The 15196-nt window shown below is 65.1% G+C and carries 15 protein-coding genes; 7 read left to right on the top strand and 8 right to left on the bottom strand.

Annotated elements, in window-relative coordinates; genetic code table 11:
• Positions 1 to 5: 5 nt before the first annotated feature.
• Both KHO18_RS06670 and KHO18_RS06675 read left to right on the top strand, forming a co-directional pair.
• Positions 6 to 839, top strand: coding sequence for a universal stress protein (locus tag KHO18_RS06670; RefSeq protein ID WP_211942928.1), 834 nt, complete (start codon positions 6 to 8; stop codon positions 837 to 839).
• A gap of 12 nt (positions 840 to 851) precedes the next feature.
• Positions 852 to 2210, top strand: a complete 1359-nt coding sequence (locus KHO18_RS06675) for an MBL fold metallo-hydrolase RNA specificity domain-containing protein (protein ID WP_211942929.1) — start codon at positions 852 to 854, stop codon at positions 2208 to 2210.
• Between the two features lie 15 nt (positions 2211 to 2225).
• Here the strand turns inward: KHO18_RS06675 and KHO18_RS06680 are convergent, their stop codons facing one another.
• The 6 genes from KHO18_RS06680 to KHO18_RS06705 form a co-directional block, all read right to left on the bottom strand.
• Positions 2226 to 2681, bottom strand: a complete 456-nt coding sequence (locus KHO18_RS06680) for a universal stress protein (protein ID WP_144195960.1) — start codon at positions 2679 to 2681, stop codon at positions 2226 to 2228.
• A 125-nt stretch (positions 2682 to 2806) separates the two neighbouring features.
• Positions 2807 to 5080: a heavy metal translocating P-type ATPase gene (locus KHO18_RS06685; RefSeq protein WP_211942950.1), complete on the bottom strand. Its 2274-nt coding sequence runs from the start codon at positions 5078 to 5080 to the stop codon at positions 2807 to 2809.
• 143 nt (positions 5081 to 5223) lie between these two features.
• Complete coding sequence (locus tag KHO18_RS06690; protein WP_144195958.1) at positions 5224 to 6003, bottom strand: helix-turn-helix domain-containing protein; 780 nt, start codon at positions 6001 to 6003, stop codon at positions 5224 to 5226.
• Between the two features lie 197 nt (positions 6004 to 6200).
• Positions 6201 to 7049, bottom strand: a complete 849-nt coding sequence (locus KHO18_RS06695) for a universal stress protein (RefSeq protein WP_144195956.1) — start codon at positions 7047 to 7049, stop codon at positions 6201 to 6203.
• A gap of 117 nt (positions 7050 to 7166) precedes the next feature.
• On the bottom strand, positions 7167 to 7811 hold the full coding sequence (locus tag KHO18_RS06700) for a response regulator (RefSeq protein ID WP_144195954.1): 645 nt from the start codon (positions 7809 to 7811) through the stop codon (positions 7167 to 7169).
• 4 nt (positions 7812 to 7815) lie between these two features.
• Positions 7816 to 8940 (bottom strand): PAS domain-containing sensor histidine kinase, encoded by a 1125-nt coding sequence (locus tag KHO18_RS06705; protein ID WP_144195952.1) that lies wholly within the window; start codon positions 8938 to 8940, stop codon positions 7816 to 7818.
• 264 nt (positions 8941 to 9204) lie between these two features.
• Here KHO18_RS06705 and KHO18_RS06710 point away from each other — a divergent pair, with 264 nt between their 5' ends.
• The 4 genes from KHO18_RS06710 (at position 9205) to KHO18_RS06725 (ending at position 12102) form a co-directional block, all read left to right on the top strand.
• Complete coding sequence (locus tag KHO18_RS06710; protein ID WP_144195950.1) at positions 9205 to 9516, top strand: hypothetical protein; 312 nt, start codon at positions 9205 to 9207, stop codon at positions 9514 to 9516.
• A gap of 36 nt (positions 9517 to 9552) precedes the next feature.
• Positions 9553 to 9978 (top strand): universal stress protein, encoded by a 426-nt coding sequence (locus KHO18_RS06715; protein WP_144195948.1) that lies wholly within the window; start codon positions 9553 to 9555, stop codon positions 9976 to 9978.
• A 160-nt stretch (positions 9979 to 10138) separates the two neighbouring features.
• Positions 10139 to 10444 (top strand): DUF485 domain-containing protein, encoded by a 306-nt coding sequence (locus tag KHO18_RS06720; RefSeq protein ID WP_144195946.1) that lies wholly within the window; start codon positions 10139 to 10141, stop codon positions 10442 to 10444.
• Positions 10441 to 12102, top strand: coding sequence for a cation acetate symporter (locus KHO18_RS06725; RefSeq protein WP_144195944.1), 1662 nt, complete (start codon positions 10441 to 10443; stop codon positions 12100 to 12102). The genes KHO18_RS06720 and KHO18_RS06725 overlap by 4 nt, the downstream gene beginning before the upstream one ends.
• On the opposite strand, the gene KHO18_RS06730 is transcribed toward KHO18_RS06725, so the two are convergent.
• Positions 12048 to 13064, bottom strand: a complete 1017-nt coding sequence (locus tag KHO18_RS06730) for a helix-turn-helix domain-containing protein (RefSeq protein WP_144195942.1) — start codon at positions 13062 to 13064, stop codon at positions 12048 to 12050. The two genes, KHO18_RS06725 and KHO18_RS06730, sit on opposite strands and share 55 nt — an antisense overlap.
• A 145-nt stretch (positions 13065 to 13209) precedes the next feature.
• Between KHO18_RS06730 and KHO18_RS06735 the strand changes: the two genes are divergently transcribed.
• The gene (locus KHO18_RS06735; RefSeq protein ID WP_211942930.1) at positions 13210 to 13809 is read left to right on the top strand and encodes a PAS domain S-box protein; all 600 of its coding nucleotides are present in this window, start codon (positions 13210 to 13212) and stop codon (positions 13807 to 13809) included.
• A 65-nt stretch (positions 13810 to 13874) separates the two neighbouring features.
• Here KHO18_RS06735 and KHO18_RS06740 read toward each other — a convergent pair whose 3' ends face one another.
• Complete coding sequence (locus KHO18_RS06740; protein WP_211942931.1) at positions 13875 to 15089, bottom strand: hypothetical protein; 1215 nt, start codon at positions 15087 to 15089, stop codon at positions 13875 to 13877.
• Positions 15090 to 15196 lie beyond the last annotated feature (107 nt).

Consider the following 15196-nt stretch of genomic DNA (forward strand, 5'->3'; position numbering starts at 1 on the left):
ACGACATGGACTTCAAGACAATTCTGGTGGAAGTTGGCCGCGACGCGGGCTGCCGTGACCGCCTGCGCGCGGCTGCGCGCCTGGCGTCCGCCTTTGGTGCACACCTTGCCGGCGTCACGGCGACGGGCGTGCCGCTAGGGCATCTGCGCGGTTCGGATGACGATGGCCCACGTCATGCGGCCCTGGCACGCGACAAATTGCGGGCCGAAGCTGCCGCATATGGCGACCTGATGAAGGACATGGTGGCCGAGATGGGGCTGGCGATATCGTTTGCGCATGAGGCCGTCGAGGATGAAGCGCCCCGGGCCTTCGTCACACGCGGAAAGCTGGCCGATCTCAGCCTGCTGGCGCAGCGCCCGCCGTGGGACGGCGTGCCGCCGGTGGTGCCCGATGTACCCGAGCAGGTGATACTGAGCGCCGGGCGGCCGGTCATGGTGCTGCCCCAGGCGATGCGGGCGCTGCATGGTGGCCACATGGCCATCGCCTGGGACGGGGGGCGCGAGGCGGCGCGAGCCGTCGCCGACGCGCTACCGCTACTGCGGCGAGCCCGGCAGGTCACCATCCTCACGTCCGAGGATGGCCACACGCATGGGATGCCGGGCACGCCACACGCCGGCCTGGAGGCTTATCTGCGGCGGCACGGCATCGACGCCGCGAGCCGTAGCTTGCCTACCGACCGCGCGCCGCGAAAGGCGATCCTCTCGTGCCTGGAGACACTGGCGCCAGATATGCTCGTGGCCGGCTGCTATGGGCACGCCAGGCTACGGGAGCTGGTCATCGGCGGCACGACCCGCACCTTGCTGCAGCGGTGCGAGGTGCCATTGTTCATGTCGCACTGACGGAGACCGACGATGCAACTCCAGTTCCTCGGTGCGACGGATACAGTGACCGGCTCCAAGTATCTGCTGGACACCGGCCGGAGCCGGATTCTGGTCGATTGCGGTCTGTTCCAGGGTTATAAGGCGCTACGCTTGCGCAATTGGGACCCCTTTCCGGTCGATCCGGCTTCGCTCGATGCGGTGGTGCTCACGCATGCCCATATCGATCACAGCGGCTATCTGCCGCTGCTGGTGCGCAACGGCTTCCGCGGTCGGGTCTTCTGCACCATGGGCACCGCGCAGCTTTGCGGCATCCTGTTGCCCGACAGCGCGCATCTCGCCGAAGAAGACGCCAACTTCGCCAACCGCAAGGGCTTCTCGCGCCACCATCCCGCGTTACCGCTCTATACGGCCGCCGACGCCGCGCGCGCGCTGCGTCGGCTCGAGCCCACCCGATTCGCCTCCCGGGTGACGGTGGCGCCCGGCGTGGAGGCGGAGTTCCACCGGGCGGGGCACATCATCGGCGCGGCGATCGTGACGCTGTATGTGGAGGGCCAGCGGATTGTGTTCTCGGGCGACCTCGGCCGCCAGCATGACGTGGTCATGCGCCCGCCGGAAACCATTGCCCGGGCGGATTACCTGCTGGTGGAGTCCACCTATGGCGACCGGCTCCACCCTGCGACAGACCCCGTGGACGCCCTGGGCGAGATCATCGATGCCACGATCGGCCGGGGAGGGAGCCTCATCGTGCCGGTGTTCGCGGTAGGCCGGGCCCAGTCCATCCTCTATTGCCTCTACCGCCTGCGGCAGCAGGGGCGCCTGCCTGACGTGCCGATCTACCTCAACAGCCCCATGGCGATCGATGCCACGCAGATCTTTTCGCTGCATCCGGAGGAACTGCATATTCCGCGCGAGGCGTGTGCGGCGGCGTGTGCGATGGCGACTCCCGTGCAGACCATGGAGGAGTCGATCGCGTTGAATCACGTTGGCAATCCGAAGATCATCCTCGCGGGCAGCGGAATGGCGACTGGCGGGCGGGTTGTCCACCATCTGGAGACCTACGGGCAGGATGCACGCAGCACGATCCTGCTGTCGGGATTTCAGGCCGCCGGCACGCGCGGCGCGGCACTGGCCGCCGGCCGGCGCACGCTACGCATGCACGGGCAGGACATTACCGTGTGCGCTTCGGTGGCGCAGATCCAGCACTTGTCGGCGCATGCCGATGCAGATGAACTGATGGTCTGGCTGCGGGGCTTCAGTACGCCGCCCCGGCGTGCCTTCGTCGTGCATGGCGAGCCGGAGGCCAGCGATGCACTGCGCCAGCGGATCGAACGCGAACTGCAGTGGCATGTCACGATGCCCGAGTATCGGGCGTCGTACCCGCTGGCGTGAATCTGCGGCGCCCGTTCAGGCGTCCCGTTCGCTGCGTACCAGCAGCACGGGCTTGTTCGTCTTGGCAATGACGCCTTCGGACACGCTTCCCATGATGATCCGCCTGACGCCCCGGCGGCCGTGCGTGCCCATCACGATCAGGTCTGCGGGCCACGTGTCCGCTTGCGCCACGATCGTCGACGAGATCTGCCCGGGTGACACCGGCCGTTCGATCACTGCGGTGGTGCAGCGCACGCCCGCATCCCGGAGCCGTGCCGCCACGCGGCTCAGCGTCTGCTGCCCGACGCTGAAGAGGTCGCGCAGGATATCGTCCGGGTTGATATGGCTGCCCTCGAAGAAGAGTTCGCTATCGTCCACGACGAAGATCGCCTTGACTTCGGCGTTCATGGTCTTGGCGACAAGAATAGCCTGCGAGATCGCAAGGTCGGAGGATGGGCCGCCGTCGACGGCGAGCAAGATGCGTTCGTACATGGAGAATCCCCTGGTAGCCGTTGGAGCGCTGCATGGGGCGTCGCCGCGTGGCATGACGCCTTGCATCCAGCATAGGCGGGGCGATTGCCGGGGCTTTGCGCCAAGTCAAGGCTGCCGGTGCGATCTCATCCTGGTGCCTCGCCCAGCACGTGAAACAGCTCGTTCTCCTGCGAATAGTGCAGGCGCAGGATGGCCTCCAGGCCGTAGAGCAGTCGCTGCACCTCGCGGATCTCGCTGCTGTCGGGGCCGGAGGGGAGCATCTCCCGCACGATCAGGTCGAGCTGGCGGGCGGTGCGAAAGATCTCTCGATGCACGGCACTCAACGCCGCCAGCGGATCCTCGCCGCCCAGCCGCCGCGCGATGCCGGGATAGAGGTTCCAGTCGTCATCGCGCTCGTGGGGGAGGATGTTCTCGGCCAGAAGCTGCACCACGGCCGCCAGCTCGGATTTCATTTTGCCGGGATCAAGCTGCGGAAGGGTTGCCGCCAGGGTCCGGATCTGGTCGAGGTACTGGCCGAGCTCCACATGCTCGTGCTGGAGCCTGGCCACCTCCGTAGCAGGCAGGGAATTCGTCGACTTTGCGGGCGACAGGCGCAGCGCGCGCAGTGCATTGAGGATGACGGCGACATCGATCACCTCCTGCAAAACCGCGCCGGAGAACGGGGGAAGATATCCGGCCAGCGCCACCAGCATGCCGAGGAACGATAACGACATGCCGACCATGACGCTCTGCCAGGCGATGCGGCGAGTGCCTCGGGCGATGGTGACGGCGTCGACCAGGCGGTCGAAGCGGTCGACGAGCAGGACAACATCCGCAGCCTGCACGGTGGAGGCGGCGCCTCGCGCACCCATGGCCACCCCGACGTCGGCGGCAGCCAGGGCCGGGGCGTCATTGGTGCCGTCTCCAATCATGATCACGGTTCCCGACGCCCGCGCGCGCTTGATCTTGTCCAGCTTGTCCGCCGGAGACTGCTCGGCAAAGACCTCCGTGATGCCCAGGATCTCGCCGACGGACTGCGCCATGTCGATCTGGTCGCCGGTGAGCATGGCCTGACGCTGAATGCCCAGCTCCCGGAGCATGCGCAGCGCGCGGGGTGCCTCCAGGCGGATACCATCCAGAAACTGCAGGAGGCCGGCAAGGCGGCCATCGATGCTGAGGAACACGGTAGAGGCGCCTTCCGGGCGCATGCGCTTCAGGGACGCGCCTGCCCAGGACGGAAGGTCGCCTGTGCCGAGCACATACTGCATGGCGCCCAGCTTGATATCCAGGCCCCCGACCATGGCTTGTACCCCGGATCCTGGCACTTCTCGCACGTTCGCGGGGGGCGCCAGCTGCAATCCCCGCTCGCGCGCCGCCACGGCAATTGCGTCGGAGATAACGTGCGTGGAGGCACAGGCGACGGACCCGGCAAGGCGGAGGATCTCGTCCGACTGGAACGAGGGGGCGCAATCGACGGCAGCGAGGTGGGCGCGCCCGCTGGTCAGGGTGCCGGTCTTGTCGAAGAACAGGGTGTTCGCGACGGCCAGACGCTCGAGCGCGCCGCCGCCCTTGACAAGCACCCCCCTTTTGGCACAACGGGACATCCCCGAAACGATCGCAGTGGGTACCGCCAGGATCAGGGGGCACGGCGTTGCAACCACGAGTACAGCGAGACTCCGCAGCGGATCGCCGGTCCAGATCCAGCCCGCGGCCGCCAGCAGCACCGCGACGGCCATGAAGGCCACGGCGTAGCGGTCCGCGAGCCGCGCCCCAGGGCTGCGCTCCTTCTGGGCGGCTTCCACCATCCGGACGATGCCTGCGAAGGTGCTGTGTTCAGCGGTGGCACCGGCGATCATTTCGACGGCCGCGCCCGAGTTCAGCACGCCGCTGCTGACTGCCTCGCCCGCCGCCCGTTTCCGGATTGCGGCCTCGCCGGTCAGGGTGGACTCGTCAAGGTCGGCCGGATGGCTGAGCGTGCCGTCGACCGGGACGATTTCACCATGCCTGACCATCAACTGGTCGCCAACGCGTACGTCAGCGAGGTCGATGTCCTGCCACTGCTGCCCGTCGAACCGGTGCGCGCGCTTCGGCGCGTGGGCGAGCAGTGCGGTGATCTCCCGTTGCGCGCGCGCTTGCGCGTACGACTCCAGCATGCGCCCGCTGGCCAGCATGAGCGTAATGACGGACGCAATCAGCCATTCGCCGAACCAGAGTGCGAAGCCAATGGAGAGGAGGGCGAGCAGATCGACCCCGGCCTGCCGTCGCAACAGCGATCTTGTGCAGTCGACGAGCAAGGCGAGGACATTCGGGGCAATGCCGCCGATCCAGATCCAGCGAGCGAGGTTCGCATCGCCGAACTGGCTGGCCGCCCAGCCGCCAAGGAGAGTCAGTGCTGAGATGACCAGTAACAGCAGATTCATGAAGTTGGCTTTTCGCCATGTGCGAGTGGGATGGCGCCTGGCGCCGGCACTCGCCATGGCGCTGCAATCAGTGTAGGTGCTGAGGTGACGAATGCGGCTGCTGAGAATCATTCGCGATCCGCTCCCTCCGTCCCGGCGGTCATCTAGATCTGCGCCAACGCCTCCGGGTCGAAGATCTCGATCTGTTTGCCGTCGACCCGCATCAGCCCTTCGCGCTGGAATCGGGAGAAGGTCCGGCTGACGGTCTCGAGCTTGATGCCGAGGTAGCTGCCAATTTCCTCACGCGTCATGCGCAGCGTGAACGACCGCGCCGCGTACCCCCGCTCAAGCAGGCGCCGCGAGAAATCGACCAGGAATGACGCAACGCGTCGTTCAGCGGTCATGCCGGAAAGCAGGACCATTTGCCTGGAACTACGCACGATTTCACGGCTGAGGGTCTGGTTGAGGTGGTGCTGCACGCTGCGCACGTCGTGACAGAGCGATTCCAGCGAGGCAAAGGGGATGATGCAGACCGCACTGTCTTCCAGCGCGATGGCATCGCAATCGTATTGCCCGCTGCCGATGGCGCCCAGTCCAAGCGTTTCGCCTGGCAGGATGAAATCGCTGACATGTTCCAGGCCATCTTCGTGGCCGGCAACGGTCTTGAACGATCCCGAGCGCAGGGTGTACAAGCTGTGGAACTTGTCGCCGACGCGGAAGAGATAATCGCCGCGATGGATCATGCGCCATTGACTGACAACCCTTTCGAGGCGGGGCAGTTCATCTTCGCCCAGGCACGACGCAAAACAGAGCGCCCGGAGACTGCAAAGCGAACAGTTCGCATTCATCTGCCTTGGCGCTTCGCCGAGGCGCGCATAAGCCGCCAATAGGTCGTCCGCGCCTGGCGAATGCGATGCTTCCAACACCTGAGTGGATCCGTACATGATTGCTTCCTCCTGTTGAGGCTGCAGTGGGCGCGGACTTGAGTCCTGCGCCGGCGGTCGCATCAGACGTGAGCCGTTGGATTGAGTATTGACGAGCGCGAGGTCGAGCGAAATCAGCAACGGCTGAGACCAGCGTCAGGAATGAGTCGGTTTCTGTCAGGGTAACCTGACATGGCGGGGATGAAGTGCCGGGATATCTAGCAGGCGAAGAGCGTGGGAATCGGCGATTTGCTCAGCAGCGTGTCGGCGACGCTGCCCAGGACGTTATCGCGCATGACGCGGCGCCCGTATTCCCCACAGACGAGGAGGTCGGCCTTGCGGCGCGCAGTCAATTCCAGCAGGGCGTCGCCCACACTGCCGGATTGATGGACGGTCATTTCCGTCAGCGTCGCTTTCACGCCATGGCGGGAAAGCCAGCTCATCGCGTAGCTTGGCGGCGCGGCACCTGGGTGGCGCCCCAGGCCGTCAGGCGGGCAGGGTACGAGGTTCACGCGGCGGGCGAGCCGGAGGAAGGGTAGGGCGCTCCGCAGCGCCCGTGCCGATTCGCGGGTGCCGCTCCACGCCACCATGGCCGATGCATACGGCCACGGGGCTGCGGCAATCTTGCCGCCGGCGGGGAGCACCAGCACCGGCGGGCCCGTGCCCACGATCGTCAATTCAATGAACCGCCGTGTGGCAGAGGCGCCGACCTCCCCTGGCGCCGGCTGGCCCACGATGATGAGATCTGCCAGCCGGCCTTCACAATGCATGGCATCGATAGGCGTGCCTTCCCCGACGCGCCAGTCCACCGCCACGGGCAGGTGCTCCGTGGCGGTGTCAAAGGCCAGTCTGGCCGCATCACAGTTGGCCGAGAGGTCGGCTGCGATGCCGCTCCGCACGTGTTTGCCATTGTGGTGGTGATCGGTCCCGGCCGGGGCGTCGGCATTCTGCGAAAGCAGGCCGATCAACGTGGCATGGAATGCCGTAGCGATCGCCACCGCATGCGAGAGCCTGGCCGCGGATTGTGGGGATGCGTCCACATGGATGATGATGGCCGAGATGTCCATCCAGGCTCCTTGGCAAAGGGTCGAGCACGGGGATGGCTTCACTCTAAGTGAGTGCGGAAGGTCGACGTTGCGATACATCAACGTCGAATGGCTTTCCCATCCTTTGACGCCAGGGGGCTAGATTTCTGAGTCGTCGGGGAAGAGGTTGGCCTGGATGGCGTAACGCACCAGTGCCGCGTCGCTGCGCAGCTGCAACTTCTCGAGCAGGCGCATCTTGTAGGTACTGACGGTTTTCGCACTCACGGAGAGGGCCTCGGCGATCTCGGTCAGGGACTCCCCGTTCACGATGCGGCGGAAGACTTCGAGCTCCCGGTCCGACAGGCCGGTATGGGGGGCGTCGGGGCGCTCCTGCAGGCCGAGGGCGAGTTTCTCCGCCATTTCCGGGCTGACGTAGGTGCCGCCACCGGCAACCTTCCGGAGCGCGTCAATGAGGTCGGTCGCCGCACTGTCCTTGGTCAGGTAGCCGGCGGCGCCGGCGCGAAAGGCGCGGACGACGTACTGTTCCTCCGCATGCATGGTCAGCACGAGGATGCGCGTGGCGGGATGATCGGTACGCACCAGTCGCACCAGTTCCAGGCCGCTGCGGCCAGGCATGGAAAGATCGAGCAGGATGACATCCGGCGAAGTTTCCCTGACCACATGTGACACCTCCGATGCCTTGGAGGCCTCGCCAACGACCCCCACATCGGATTCCCGTTCGAGAATATGCCGCAAGCCGTTACGCACGACGGCATGATCGTCTGCAATCACCACACGTATCATGGCATTACCTCGTCTCGGCAAACCTGGTGGGAAACCGCAGGGAAAGTTCGAAGCCCCGGCCCGGGGTATTGGCAAGAGACAAGGTGCCGCCAAGCAGGCGTGCGCGCTCCCGAATACCGAGTAATCCAAACGAGCGACGGGCAGGGTCCTTGATCTCGCCGTCCCAGCCGTCGCCATCGTCTCGCACAGACAGGACATGGTCGTCGTCGGCCTGATGCAGGTCGATCCACACGCGGCTCGCGTTGGCATGATGGACGACGTTGTTCAGGGCTTCCTGAACGATCCTGAACACCGCGGTCGCTGCCTGATCGGACACCTCGACATGATCCGGCACATGGGTGTCGACGGAAATGGCGTAACGATGGCTGAAATCCTTTCCCAGCCAGTCGAGTGCCGCAGTCAGGCCCAGTTCATCCAGGAGGGCTGGCCGAAGGTCTGCCGAAATCTGTCGGACGGCGGCAATGGCGGCATCGAGCCCGGCGTGCATGGCGGCGGCCTGACTGCAACTGCCGGTGGAGGCGCCCTCCCTGCGCAGATCGTTCTCCAGCATGACGAGGTCCATTTTCAGGGCGCTCAAACGCTGGCCGATGTCGTCATGCAGTTCCCTGGCCACCCGCCGTTTCTCCTCCTCCCGGGTGGAGAGGATGCTGTCAGAGAGGGCCTGCAGTTCTTCCCGCGAGTGACGCAACCTTGCTTCGGCGCGCACGCGCTCCGTGACGTCTCGCAGCATGACGGTGAACAGCTTGCGTCCCTGGCTGTCGCTGGTTTGCGAGATGGAAGCCTCGATCGGAAATTCACTGCCGTCCCGACGCAGGCCGAAGAGGGTGCGCTGCTGGCCCATTTGTCGATCCGACACGCCGGTGACGCCGAAGCGCTTGACGTGCGTCGCATGCGAGGCCCGGAACCGGCTCGGAATCAGCAGGTCCAGCGGCTTTCCGACCGCCTCGGATGCGGAGATGCCAAACAGCGCTTCAGCCATGGGGTTGAAGAGCACAATGCTTTGTCCCTCGTTTACCGAAATAATGGCCTCCATGGAGGTGCGCACTATTGCGGAAAAACATGCCTCGTTCCCTGTGATCTGATCCGGCAGGATCCAGCGGCCATCCGCATTCGGTGTGGGGAGCGTCATTTTCGGCTCATTTGGAGGTGGCGCGGGCTGGCACCTGCGCCGGAGGCCCGATGGCCCGGCTCATCACAATATAGCTTCTTCCAGTGAGAAATATGACGTTGAGAGCGTGCGCGAATACTGAGAATCATTAGCGCCACCACGCCGTGACCCCTCGGCATCGTGTCGCTTATCCGCTCGGCGGGGCGGCTTGATATGTATCAAGCCCCGCCGGGACGTGGCACCTAGTCTGGACTCAAAGCCATCTTGTGCTTGAAGGAGACCAGAATGAAACGGATGACCTTAGTGGCTACGGCAGCAGTCGTTGCCCTCCTGGCGGCACCCGCCATGGCGCAGAAGAACTACACGGATGGCGGCGACTTGTATGGCGGCTCCCATACGACCAAGGCAAAGCCGTCGTCGCCTGAAAAGGGGAAGGAAGGTGCCAGCAAGGCCGGGAATTTCGACCCGTACACCGATGGCGTGAGGACGAAGTCCAACGCTGCGCCGGCGAAGAAGCTGCCGGACGAGCGGCCCCAACCGGACGATGTGGCGCGGTCGGGCAAGTTCGATCCCTACACCGAGGGACAGAGCAAGTAGACGGCAGGACATTGCCATTGGTAGAGGAGACAGCTCATGTACCAGAAGATTCTGGTTGCCGTCGATGGGAGCCAATGCGCGGCGAGGGGCCTCGACGAGGCGATCAAGCTGGCGGCGGCCTTCGATGCCGAACTTGAGATCGTGCATATCGTCGACCCCGGCTATGAGGAGGAGGGCGTGCGGGCCAGGCTTGTCGCAGAGGGCAAGAAGCTGCTGGCGGATGCCCTGGCGAGCGCGGAAGCGAGGAATGTTCGAGGCCGCGTCGTGATGGTCGATGACATCGACGCGCCGGGAAACATCGCCGGCCAGCTTCGGCGCATCGTGGAGCGCAGCGATGCGCAACTCGTCGTGACCGGCACGCACGGGCGCAGCGGCCTGAAGAGCCTGTTGATGGGCAGCGTTGCAGAGGAGATCGTGCGCCATAGTGCCGTTCCGGTAGTGCTCGTGCCGCAACGCCGCTAGCCGCATGCGCGATGCGCCGCGCCAGTCACCGCGCGTGTAAGACCTGGGTAAGGGGTAGCGATTAACCTAGCGGCATGGATTGCGATGACATCCATCGCGTCCAGCACTGCGCCGCCCAAGGCCGGCGATGACGAAGCAAAAGAAATGGCAGGAGACATCGATGAATGAAGATCTGGTCGCAAGACTCAGGGCAAATCCCGCATACCATGAGCTTGTCCACAAACGCAGCAGGCTTGGCTGGTCCCTGACCGCCGTGATGCTGATTGTCTACTACGGGTACGTCCTGCTGATCGCCTTCGACAAGGAACTGCTTGCGACGAGAATGGGAAGCGGCGTGATGACATGGGGCATGCCGATCGGCTTGTTCGTGATTGCATTCACGGTGGCCATCACCGGCTTCTACGTGCGCCATGCCAACGCCTCGTACGACAAGCTGACCGAGCAGATCAAGCGGGAGGTGGCATGAAAGCCCACCACGCCATCGTCGCCAGCGCGGCGCTGCTGCTGGCATCGGCCGCCCTTGCAGCGGGCGGAGACCTCGGGCAGATGCAGCGGCAGCCGACCAACTGGACGGCAATTGGCATGTTTTCCGTGTTCGTCATTGGCACGCTGTTCATTACCAAATGGGCGGCAACCAAGACAAAATCGGCAGCCGCTTTCTACACCGGTGGCGGCGGCATCACCGGATTCCAGAACGGCCTGGCAATTGCTGGCGACTACATGTCGGCGGCCTCGTTTCTCGGCATTTCGGCGGCAGTCTTCACCAATGGTTATGACGGCCTGATCTACTCCATCGGCTTCCTCGTGGGCTGGCCGATCGTCACCTTCCTGATGGCGGAGCGGCTGCGCAACCTGGGCCGCTTCACCTTTGCCGATGTTGCTGCCTACCGCTTCAAGCAGGGGCCGATCCGCGCGTTCGCGGCATCGGGCACGCTGGTCGTGGTTGCCTTCTACCTGATTGCGCAGATGGTGGGTGCCGGGCAACTCATCAAGCTGCTGTTCGGGCTGGAATACTGGATCGCGGTGGTCATCGTCGGTACGCTGATGATGGTGTATGTCCTCTTCGGCGGCATGACCGCGACGACGTGGGTGCAGATCATCAAGGCCTGCCTGCTGCTCGCCGGCGCGTCTTTCATGGCCTTCATGGTGCTGGCCCAGCACCAGTTCAGCCCGGAGGTCCTGTTCGCCAAGGCCGTGGAGGTCCACGCGAAGAAGGACTCCATCATGGGTCCGGGGAACTTCATCAAGGATCCCATCTCGGCCATCTCGTTCGGGATTGCGCTGATGTTCGGCACGGCCGGGCTGCCGCACATCCTGATGCGCTTCTTCACGGTGCCCAATGCCAAGGAGGCGCGCAAGTCGGTCTTCTGGGCCACGACCTGGATCGGCTACTTCTATATCCTGACCTTCATCATTGGCTTCGGAGCCATCGTGCTGGTGGGGACGAATCCGACCTTCCAGGATGGCAGCGGCAAGCTGCTTGGCGGCGTCAATATGGCGGCCGTCCATCTGGCCAGCGCGGTCGGCGGAAACGTGTTTCTCGGCTTTATCTCGGCCGTGGCTTTCGCCACCATCCTGGCCGTCGTGGCCGGCCTGACGCTTGCCGGTGCATCGGCCGTGTCGCACGACCTGTATGCCACCGTGTTCAAGCATGGCAATGCAAGCAGTCGCGATGAGCTGCAGGTATCGCGTATCACCACCGTCATCCTCGGTGTGGTCGCCGTTGTGCTCGGCATCGTCTTCGAGAAGCAGAATATTGCCTTCATGGTATCGCTGGCCTTTGCGGTGGCAGCTTCGGCCAACTTCCCGGTGCTGTTCATGTCAGTGCTGTGGAAGGGTTGCACCACACGCGGCGCGACGATAGGCGGCTTCATGGGGCTGTTGTCGGCTGTCGTGCTCACGATCCTGTCGCAGGCCGTTTGGGTCGATGTGTTCCACTTCAAGAGCGCACCGTTCCCCTATACGTCCCCGGCGTTGTTCTCGATGACGATCGGCTTCCTTGGCATCTGGATCGTATCGGTGACCGACAAGTCGGCAAGAGCGCGCCTGGACAAGGCCGGCTTCGAAGCTCAGGAACTGCGTTCCGAGACCGGAATCGGTGCGGTCGAGGCAGCCGGCCACTGAGTTCCCAGCGTGGTGGACGGCAACTCGCCGAACAGCTGGCAGTAGTCCTGTGCAAACCGGGACAGATGGAAGAAGCCCCAATGCATGGCGACTGACGAGACCGTCGCGCTGGTGCCGCGCCCGGCCTGCAAGGCCCGGCGCGCGCCATTGAGCCGCCGGATCCGCAGATAGGCCAGGGGCGACATCCCGTAGTGCCGCTGAAAGGCCCGTTGCAGCGTGGCGCGGCTGACATGGAGCGCCTGGCACAGCGTCATCACCGTCCAGGGTTCGTTTGGGCTGCTGTCGATCAGCGCCCGGGCGTGCTGGGTGATGCGGTGCATGTTGATGACGTGGACCGGCGTTGCGCCGGACGGCGCCCTGACGAGGATTTCCAGTGCGCGCTCGAGCACGACGTCGTCCAGGTACTGTCGATTGACGGTGGCGGTCGGATCGGCTGCCGCGCGGTCGCGCAGCGCCATCAAGGTATCCGCCATCCGGTTGAGTCCCGCCGCGTCCAGTCCATCCAGGAAAACGGGCCGATTACCGTTGGCCGGCATGTCATAGCCGAGCACCTCGGCGGCCTGCATCAGGCGGCGCTGGTCGAAACCGAAATACAGGATCTCGCTGGGCGGAAGCTGGACTTCGTAATCCCTTCCCCCCGGCATGTAGCCGACGCTCTGGCCAGACAGCGTATCCAGCCCGCACCGCCCCCGGCCAGACACCTTGCGGATCAGGCTGATCGTGCAATAGTCGGTCGGGGAGTGCTGCTGCTTCAGCACCGTGCGGTTCTGCAACTCGGTGACAACGAGTGTGTGATCCGTCCGCAGCATCCGGAATCGCCCGGCAAAGGCGCCGCCATCGAGCTGGTCGTACTGCATCGGCATCCATTGGCGCTGGATGCGCGCGGCGTCGTCCGCGTCGGACGTGGCAACGTCCAGCCAGCCGGCGGCATGCCGGTCGGGGAGTCGGTTCGGTTCGGCCATGGGCAGATGAGCGATTTCGGATAGGAGGCGGCGGGGCGCTGCGCTATTGTCCCGAGCGACCACGTCGAACCCCCGCAACACTACTCGATCGATTGCTCCCGCGCACGGCAGTTGCGTTGCCGCAACGCCGTCGCCCCCCAACCCGATGCCGATACTTCTCAAGGAGGATGGCGCGATTGCGCTGGCCGACAGCCTCCCCGACGCCGTCTTCCTGGTCGACCAGACCGGCGAGATCCGCTACGCCAACACGGTGTGCGAGGAAATCCTCGGCTACCGGCAGTCCGATCTGGTCGGCCAGTTCGTGCTCGAACTGGTGGTGCCGGCAGACCGGGAGAAGACGCTGCGCGAGGCCGGCCGGGTCCTGGCCGGCAACAAGCGCGTGGGCTTCGAGAATCGCTATCGGCACCGGAATGGTGCGGACGTCCACCTGTCGTGGTCGGCCCAATGGCACGCGGCGCACCAGCTGCGCATTGGCGTGGCACGGGACGTGACCGCGCTGCGGCAGGCGCGGGCGATCCCGCCCCATCCGCCGGACCACGCGAGTCGCCTCGACGCGCTCGCCCCACACGAACGCCGGGTGCTGAACCTGCTCCTGACCGAAGCCGGCGAGAAGCAGATCGCCGAACGCCTTGGGCTGGCTGTTTCCACCACGCACTCCTACATCACCGGCATCTACCGCAAATTTGGCGTGCGCGGCCGCGCCGGGCTGATGAGCCTGTGGCTGCGGCACCTGCTGCACGACTGACACCCTGGCAAAAGAACGCCGGCCCGAGGGCCGGCGCAGAGTGATGCCCGGTGGTTCAGCAAAGGTCAGGACGCGCGGCGGCACGTGCCCTGGAAGACGCTGCTGTCCGTCAGGTTGAGCCACGCCAGCGAGTCGGCGCCCGTCTTCAGGAGGATCTGGCCGAAAGTAGGCGGCGCGGCAGCCGGATCGTCCGGGTCGGCGTCCGGGTCCCCATTGATGGCCAGCGCCACGCCATTCAGCGTCATGCCACCCTGGAACGCATTCAGCATCAGCGGCAGGGTCAGTGCCTTGCTGGCGGTGGTGAGCTTGCCATCGGCAATGGTCAGCGTGTCCCGCACCAGCGTGCCGTCCATCACCGCCGCCGCGCCGTCCATCACGCGGTTTGCGCGCGAGCACGCCCAGGTGCCGTCAAGCTCCCCGGCGACCAGCGCCGTGGCCGGTTGGATGGTCCAGGTGCCGGTGGCGACCGACCCTGCCTCGGCGTAGTTCATGTCGAAGCGCAAGCCGCCGGTCGGGTTGACGAACAGCCGCCCACGGAAGTAGCCGCCGCCGTTCATCACCAGGTCGTAGGCACCCGGAAAGCGTGTCTGGTCGGCCAGCGTCAGCTTGCCCAGTTGCGGGGTCACGCAGGTGACGATATCCGCGTCGGTGCACAGTTCGACGTTGCCCTCGGTGTCGAAGCGCATGCCGGCCGCCGTGCTGACGGGGCCCACCAGCGGCTTGCCAGTGGCCTGATCGTAAATCCCGAAGTTCATCAGCACGTTGTAGCCGCCGGCCAGGCTGCTCAGCGCCGGCGCGGTGAGGGGGGCAACGTTCGCGGCGATGTCGCCGGCCAGCAGGCCGGTGCTGGTGCCCAGCAGGTTCGGCACGCCGGAGATCTCGCCGAACAGGCCATCCACGCCCTGGCGGAACGTCAGTCCGATGCCGGCCAGCCTGGCAGTCAGGGTGGCCGGTGGCGGGTCCGCGCTATCGGCCTCGAGACCGCTCACGGTGTAATTGCCGTCCGTGCTGGTGTAGTTGCCGATGACCGTGCCACGCAGGCCAAAGGCCGAGTCGACAAAACTGAGCGTGACCCTGCCGCGGGACGGCGCGTCCACGGTAAGGGCGATGGTGTCCCCGAAAGACAGCGTGCCCGAGTACTTGATCGGCAACGGCGGCGGTGGCTCGGCGGGGGCCGCCGGCGTTTCCGTCTGCACGGGTGCCTGCCCGTCACCGCCCCCGCAGCCGGCCAGGGCGGCCCCCACGACCAGCGCGCCCATCAGATATTTCCACTTCAGCATGGCTATAACCCCTTCTTCCCATTGTCCGTTTGTCTTGTCGCCGCCAGACGCGGCTGACGGCGGTTGCAAACGGTAGCAAGGATCCGGGGTGCATCACCATCCTGCTA

This window comes from Cupriavidus campinensis, from assembly GCF_905397395.1.
GTDB classification, from domain to species: domain Bacteria; phylum Pseudomonadota; class Gammaproteobacteria; order Burkholderiales; family Burkholderiaceae; genus Cupriavidus; species Cupriavidus campinensis.

Bases quoted from the DNA above. Each gene is read 5' to 3' on its own strand.
- KHO18_RS06720 (WP_144195946.1), top strand. From the start codon at position 10,139: ATGAATGAAGATCTGGTCGCAAGACTCAGGGCAAATCCCGCATACCAT.
- KHO18_RS06690 (WP_144195958.1), bottom strand. From the start codon at position 6,003: ATGTACGGATCCACTCAGGTGTTGGAAGCATCGCATTCGCCAGGCGCG.
- KHO18_RS06680 (WP_144195960.1), bottom strand. From the start codon at position 2,681: ATGTACGAACGCATCTTGCTCGCCGTCGACGGCGGCCCATCCTCCGAC.
- KHO18_RS06710 (WP_144195950.1), top strand. From the start codon at position 9,205: ATGAAACGGATGACCTTAGTGGCTACGGCAGCAGTCGTTGCCCTCCTG.
- KHO18_RS06725 (WP_144195944.1), top strand. From the start codon at position 10,441: ATGAAAGCCCACCACGCCATCGTCGCCAGCGCGGCGCTGCTGCTGGCA.
- KHO18_RS06695 (WP_144195956.1), bottom strand. From the start codon at position 7,049: ATGGACATCTCGGCCATCATCATCCATGTGGACGCATCCCCACAATCC.
- KHO18_RS06685 (WP_211942950.1), bottom strand. From the start codon at position 5,080: ATGAATCTGCTGTTACTGGTCATCTCAGCACTGACTCTCCTTGGCGGC.
- KHO18_RS06715 (WP_144195948.1), top strand. From the start codon at position 9,553: ATGTACCAGAAGATTCTGGTTGCCGTCGATGGGAGCCAATGCGCGGCG.
- KHO18_RS06670 (WP_211942928.1), top strand. From the start codon at position 6: ATGGACTTCAAGACAATTCTGGTGGAAGTTGGCCGCGACGCGGGCTGC.
- KHO18_RS06735 (WP_211942930.1), top strand. From the start codon at position 13,210: ATGCCGATACTTCTCAAGGAGGATGGCGCGATTGCGCTGGCCGACAGC.
- KHO18_RS06700 (WP_144195954.1), bottom strand. From the start codon at position 7,811: ATGATACGTGTGGTGATTGCAGACGATCATGCCGTCGTGCGTAACGGC.
- KHO18_RS06675 (WP_211942929.1), top strand. From the start codon at position 852: ATGCAACTCCAGTTCCTCGGTGCGACGGATACAGTGACCGGCTCCAAG.
- KHO18_RS06730 (WP_144195942.1), bottom strand. From the start codon at position 13,064: ATGGCCGAACCGAACCGACTCCCCGACCGGCATGCCGCCGGCTGGCTG.
- KHO18_RS06705 (WP_144195952.1), bottom strand. From the start codon at position 8,940: ATGACGCTCCCCACACCGAATGCGGATGGCCGCTGGATCCTGCCGGAT.
- KHO18_RS06740 (WP_211942931.1), bottom strand. From the start codon at position 15,089: ATGCTGAAGTGGAAATATCTGATGGGCGCGCTGGTCGTGGGGGCCGCC.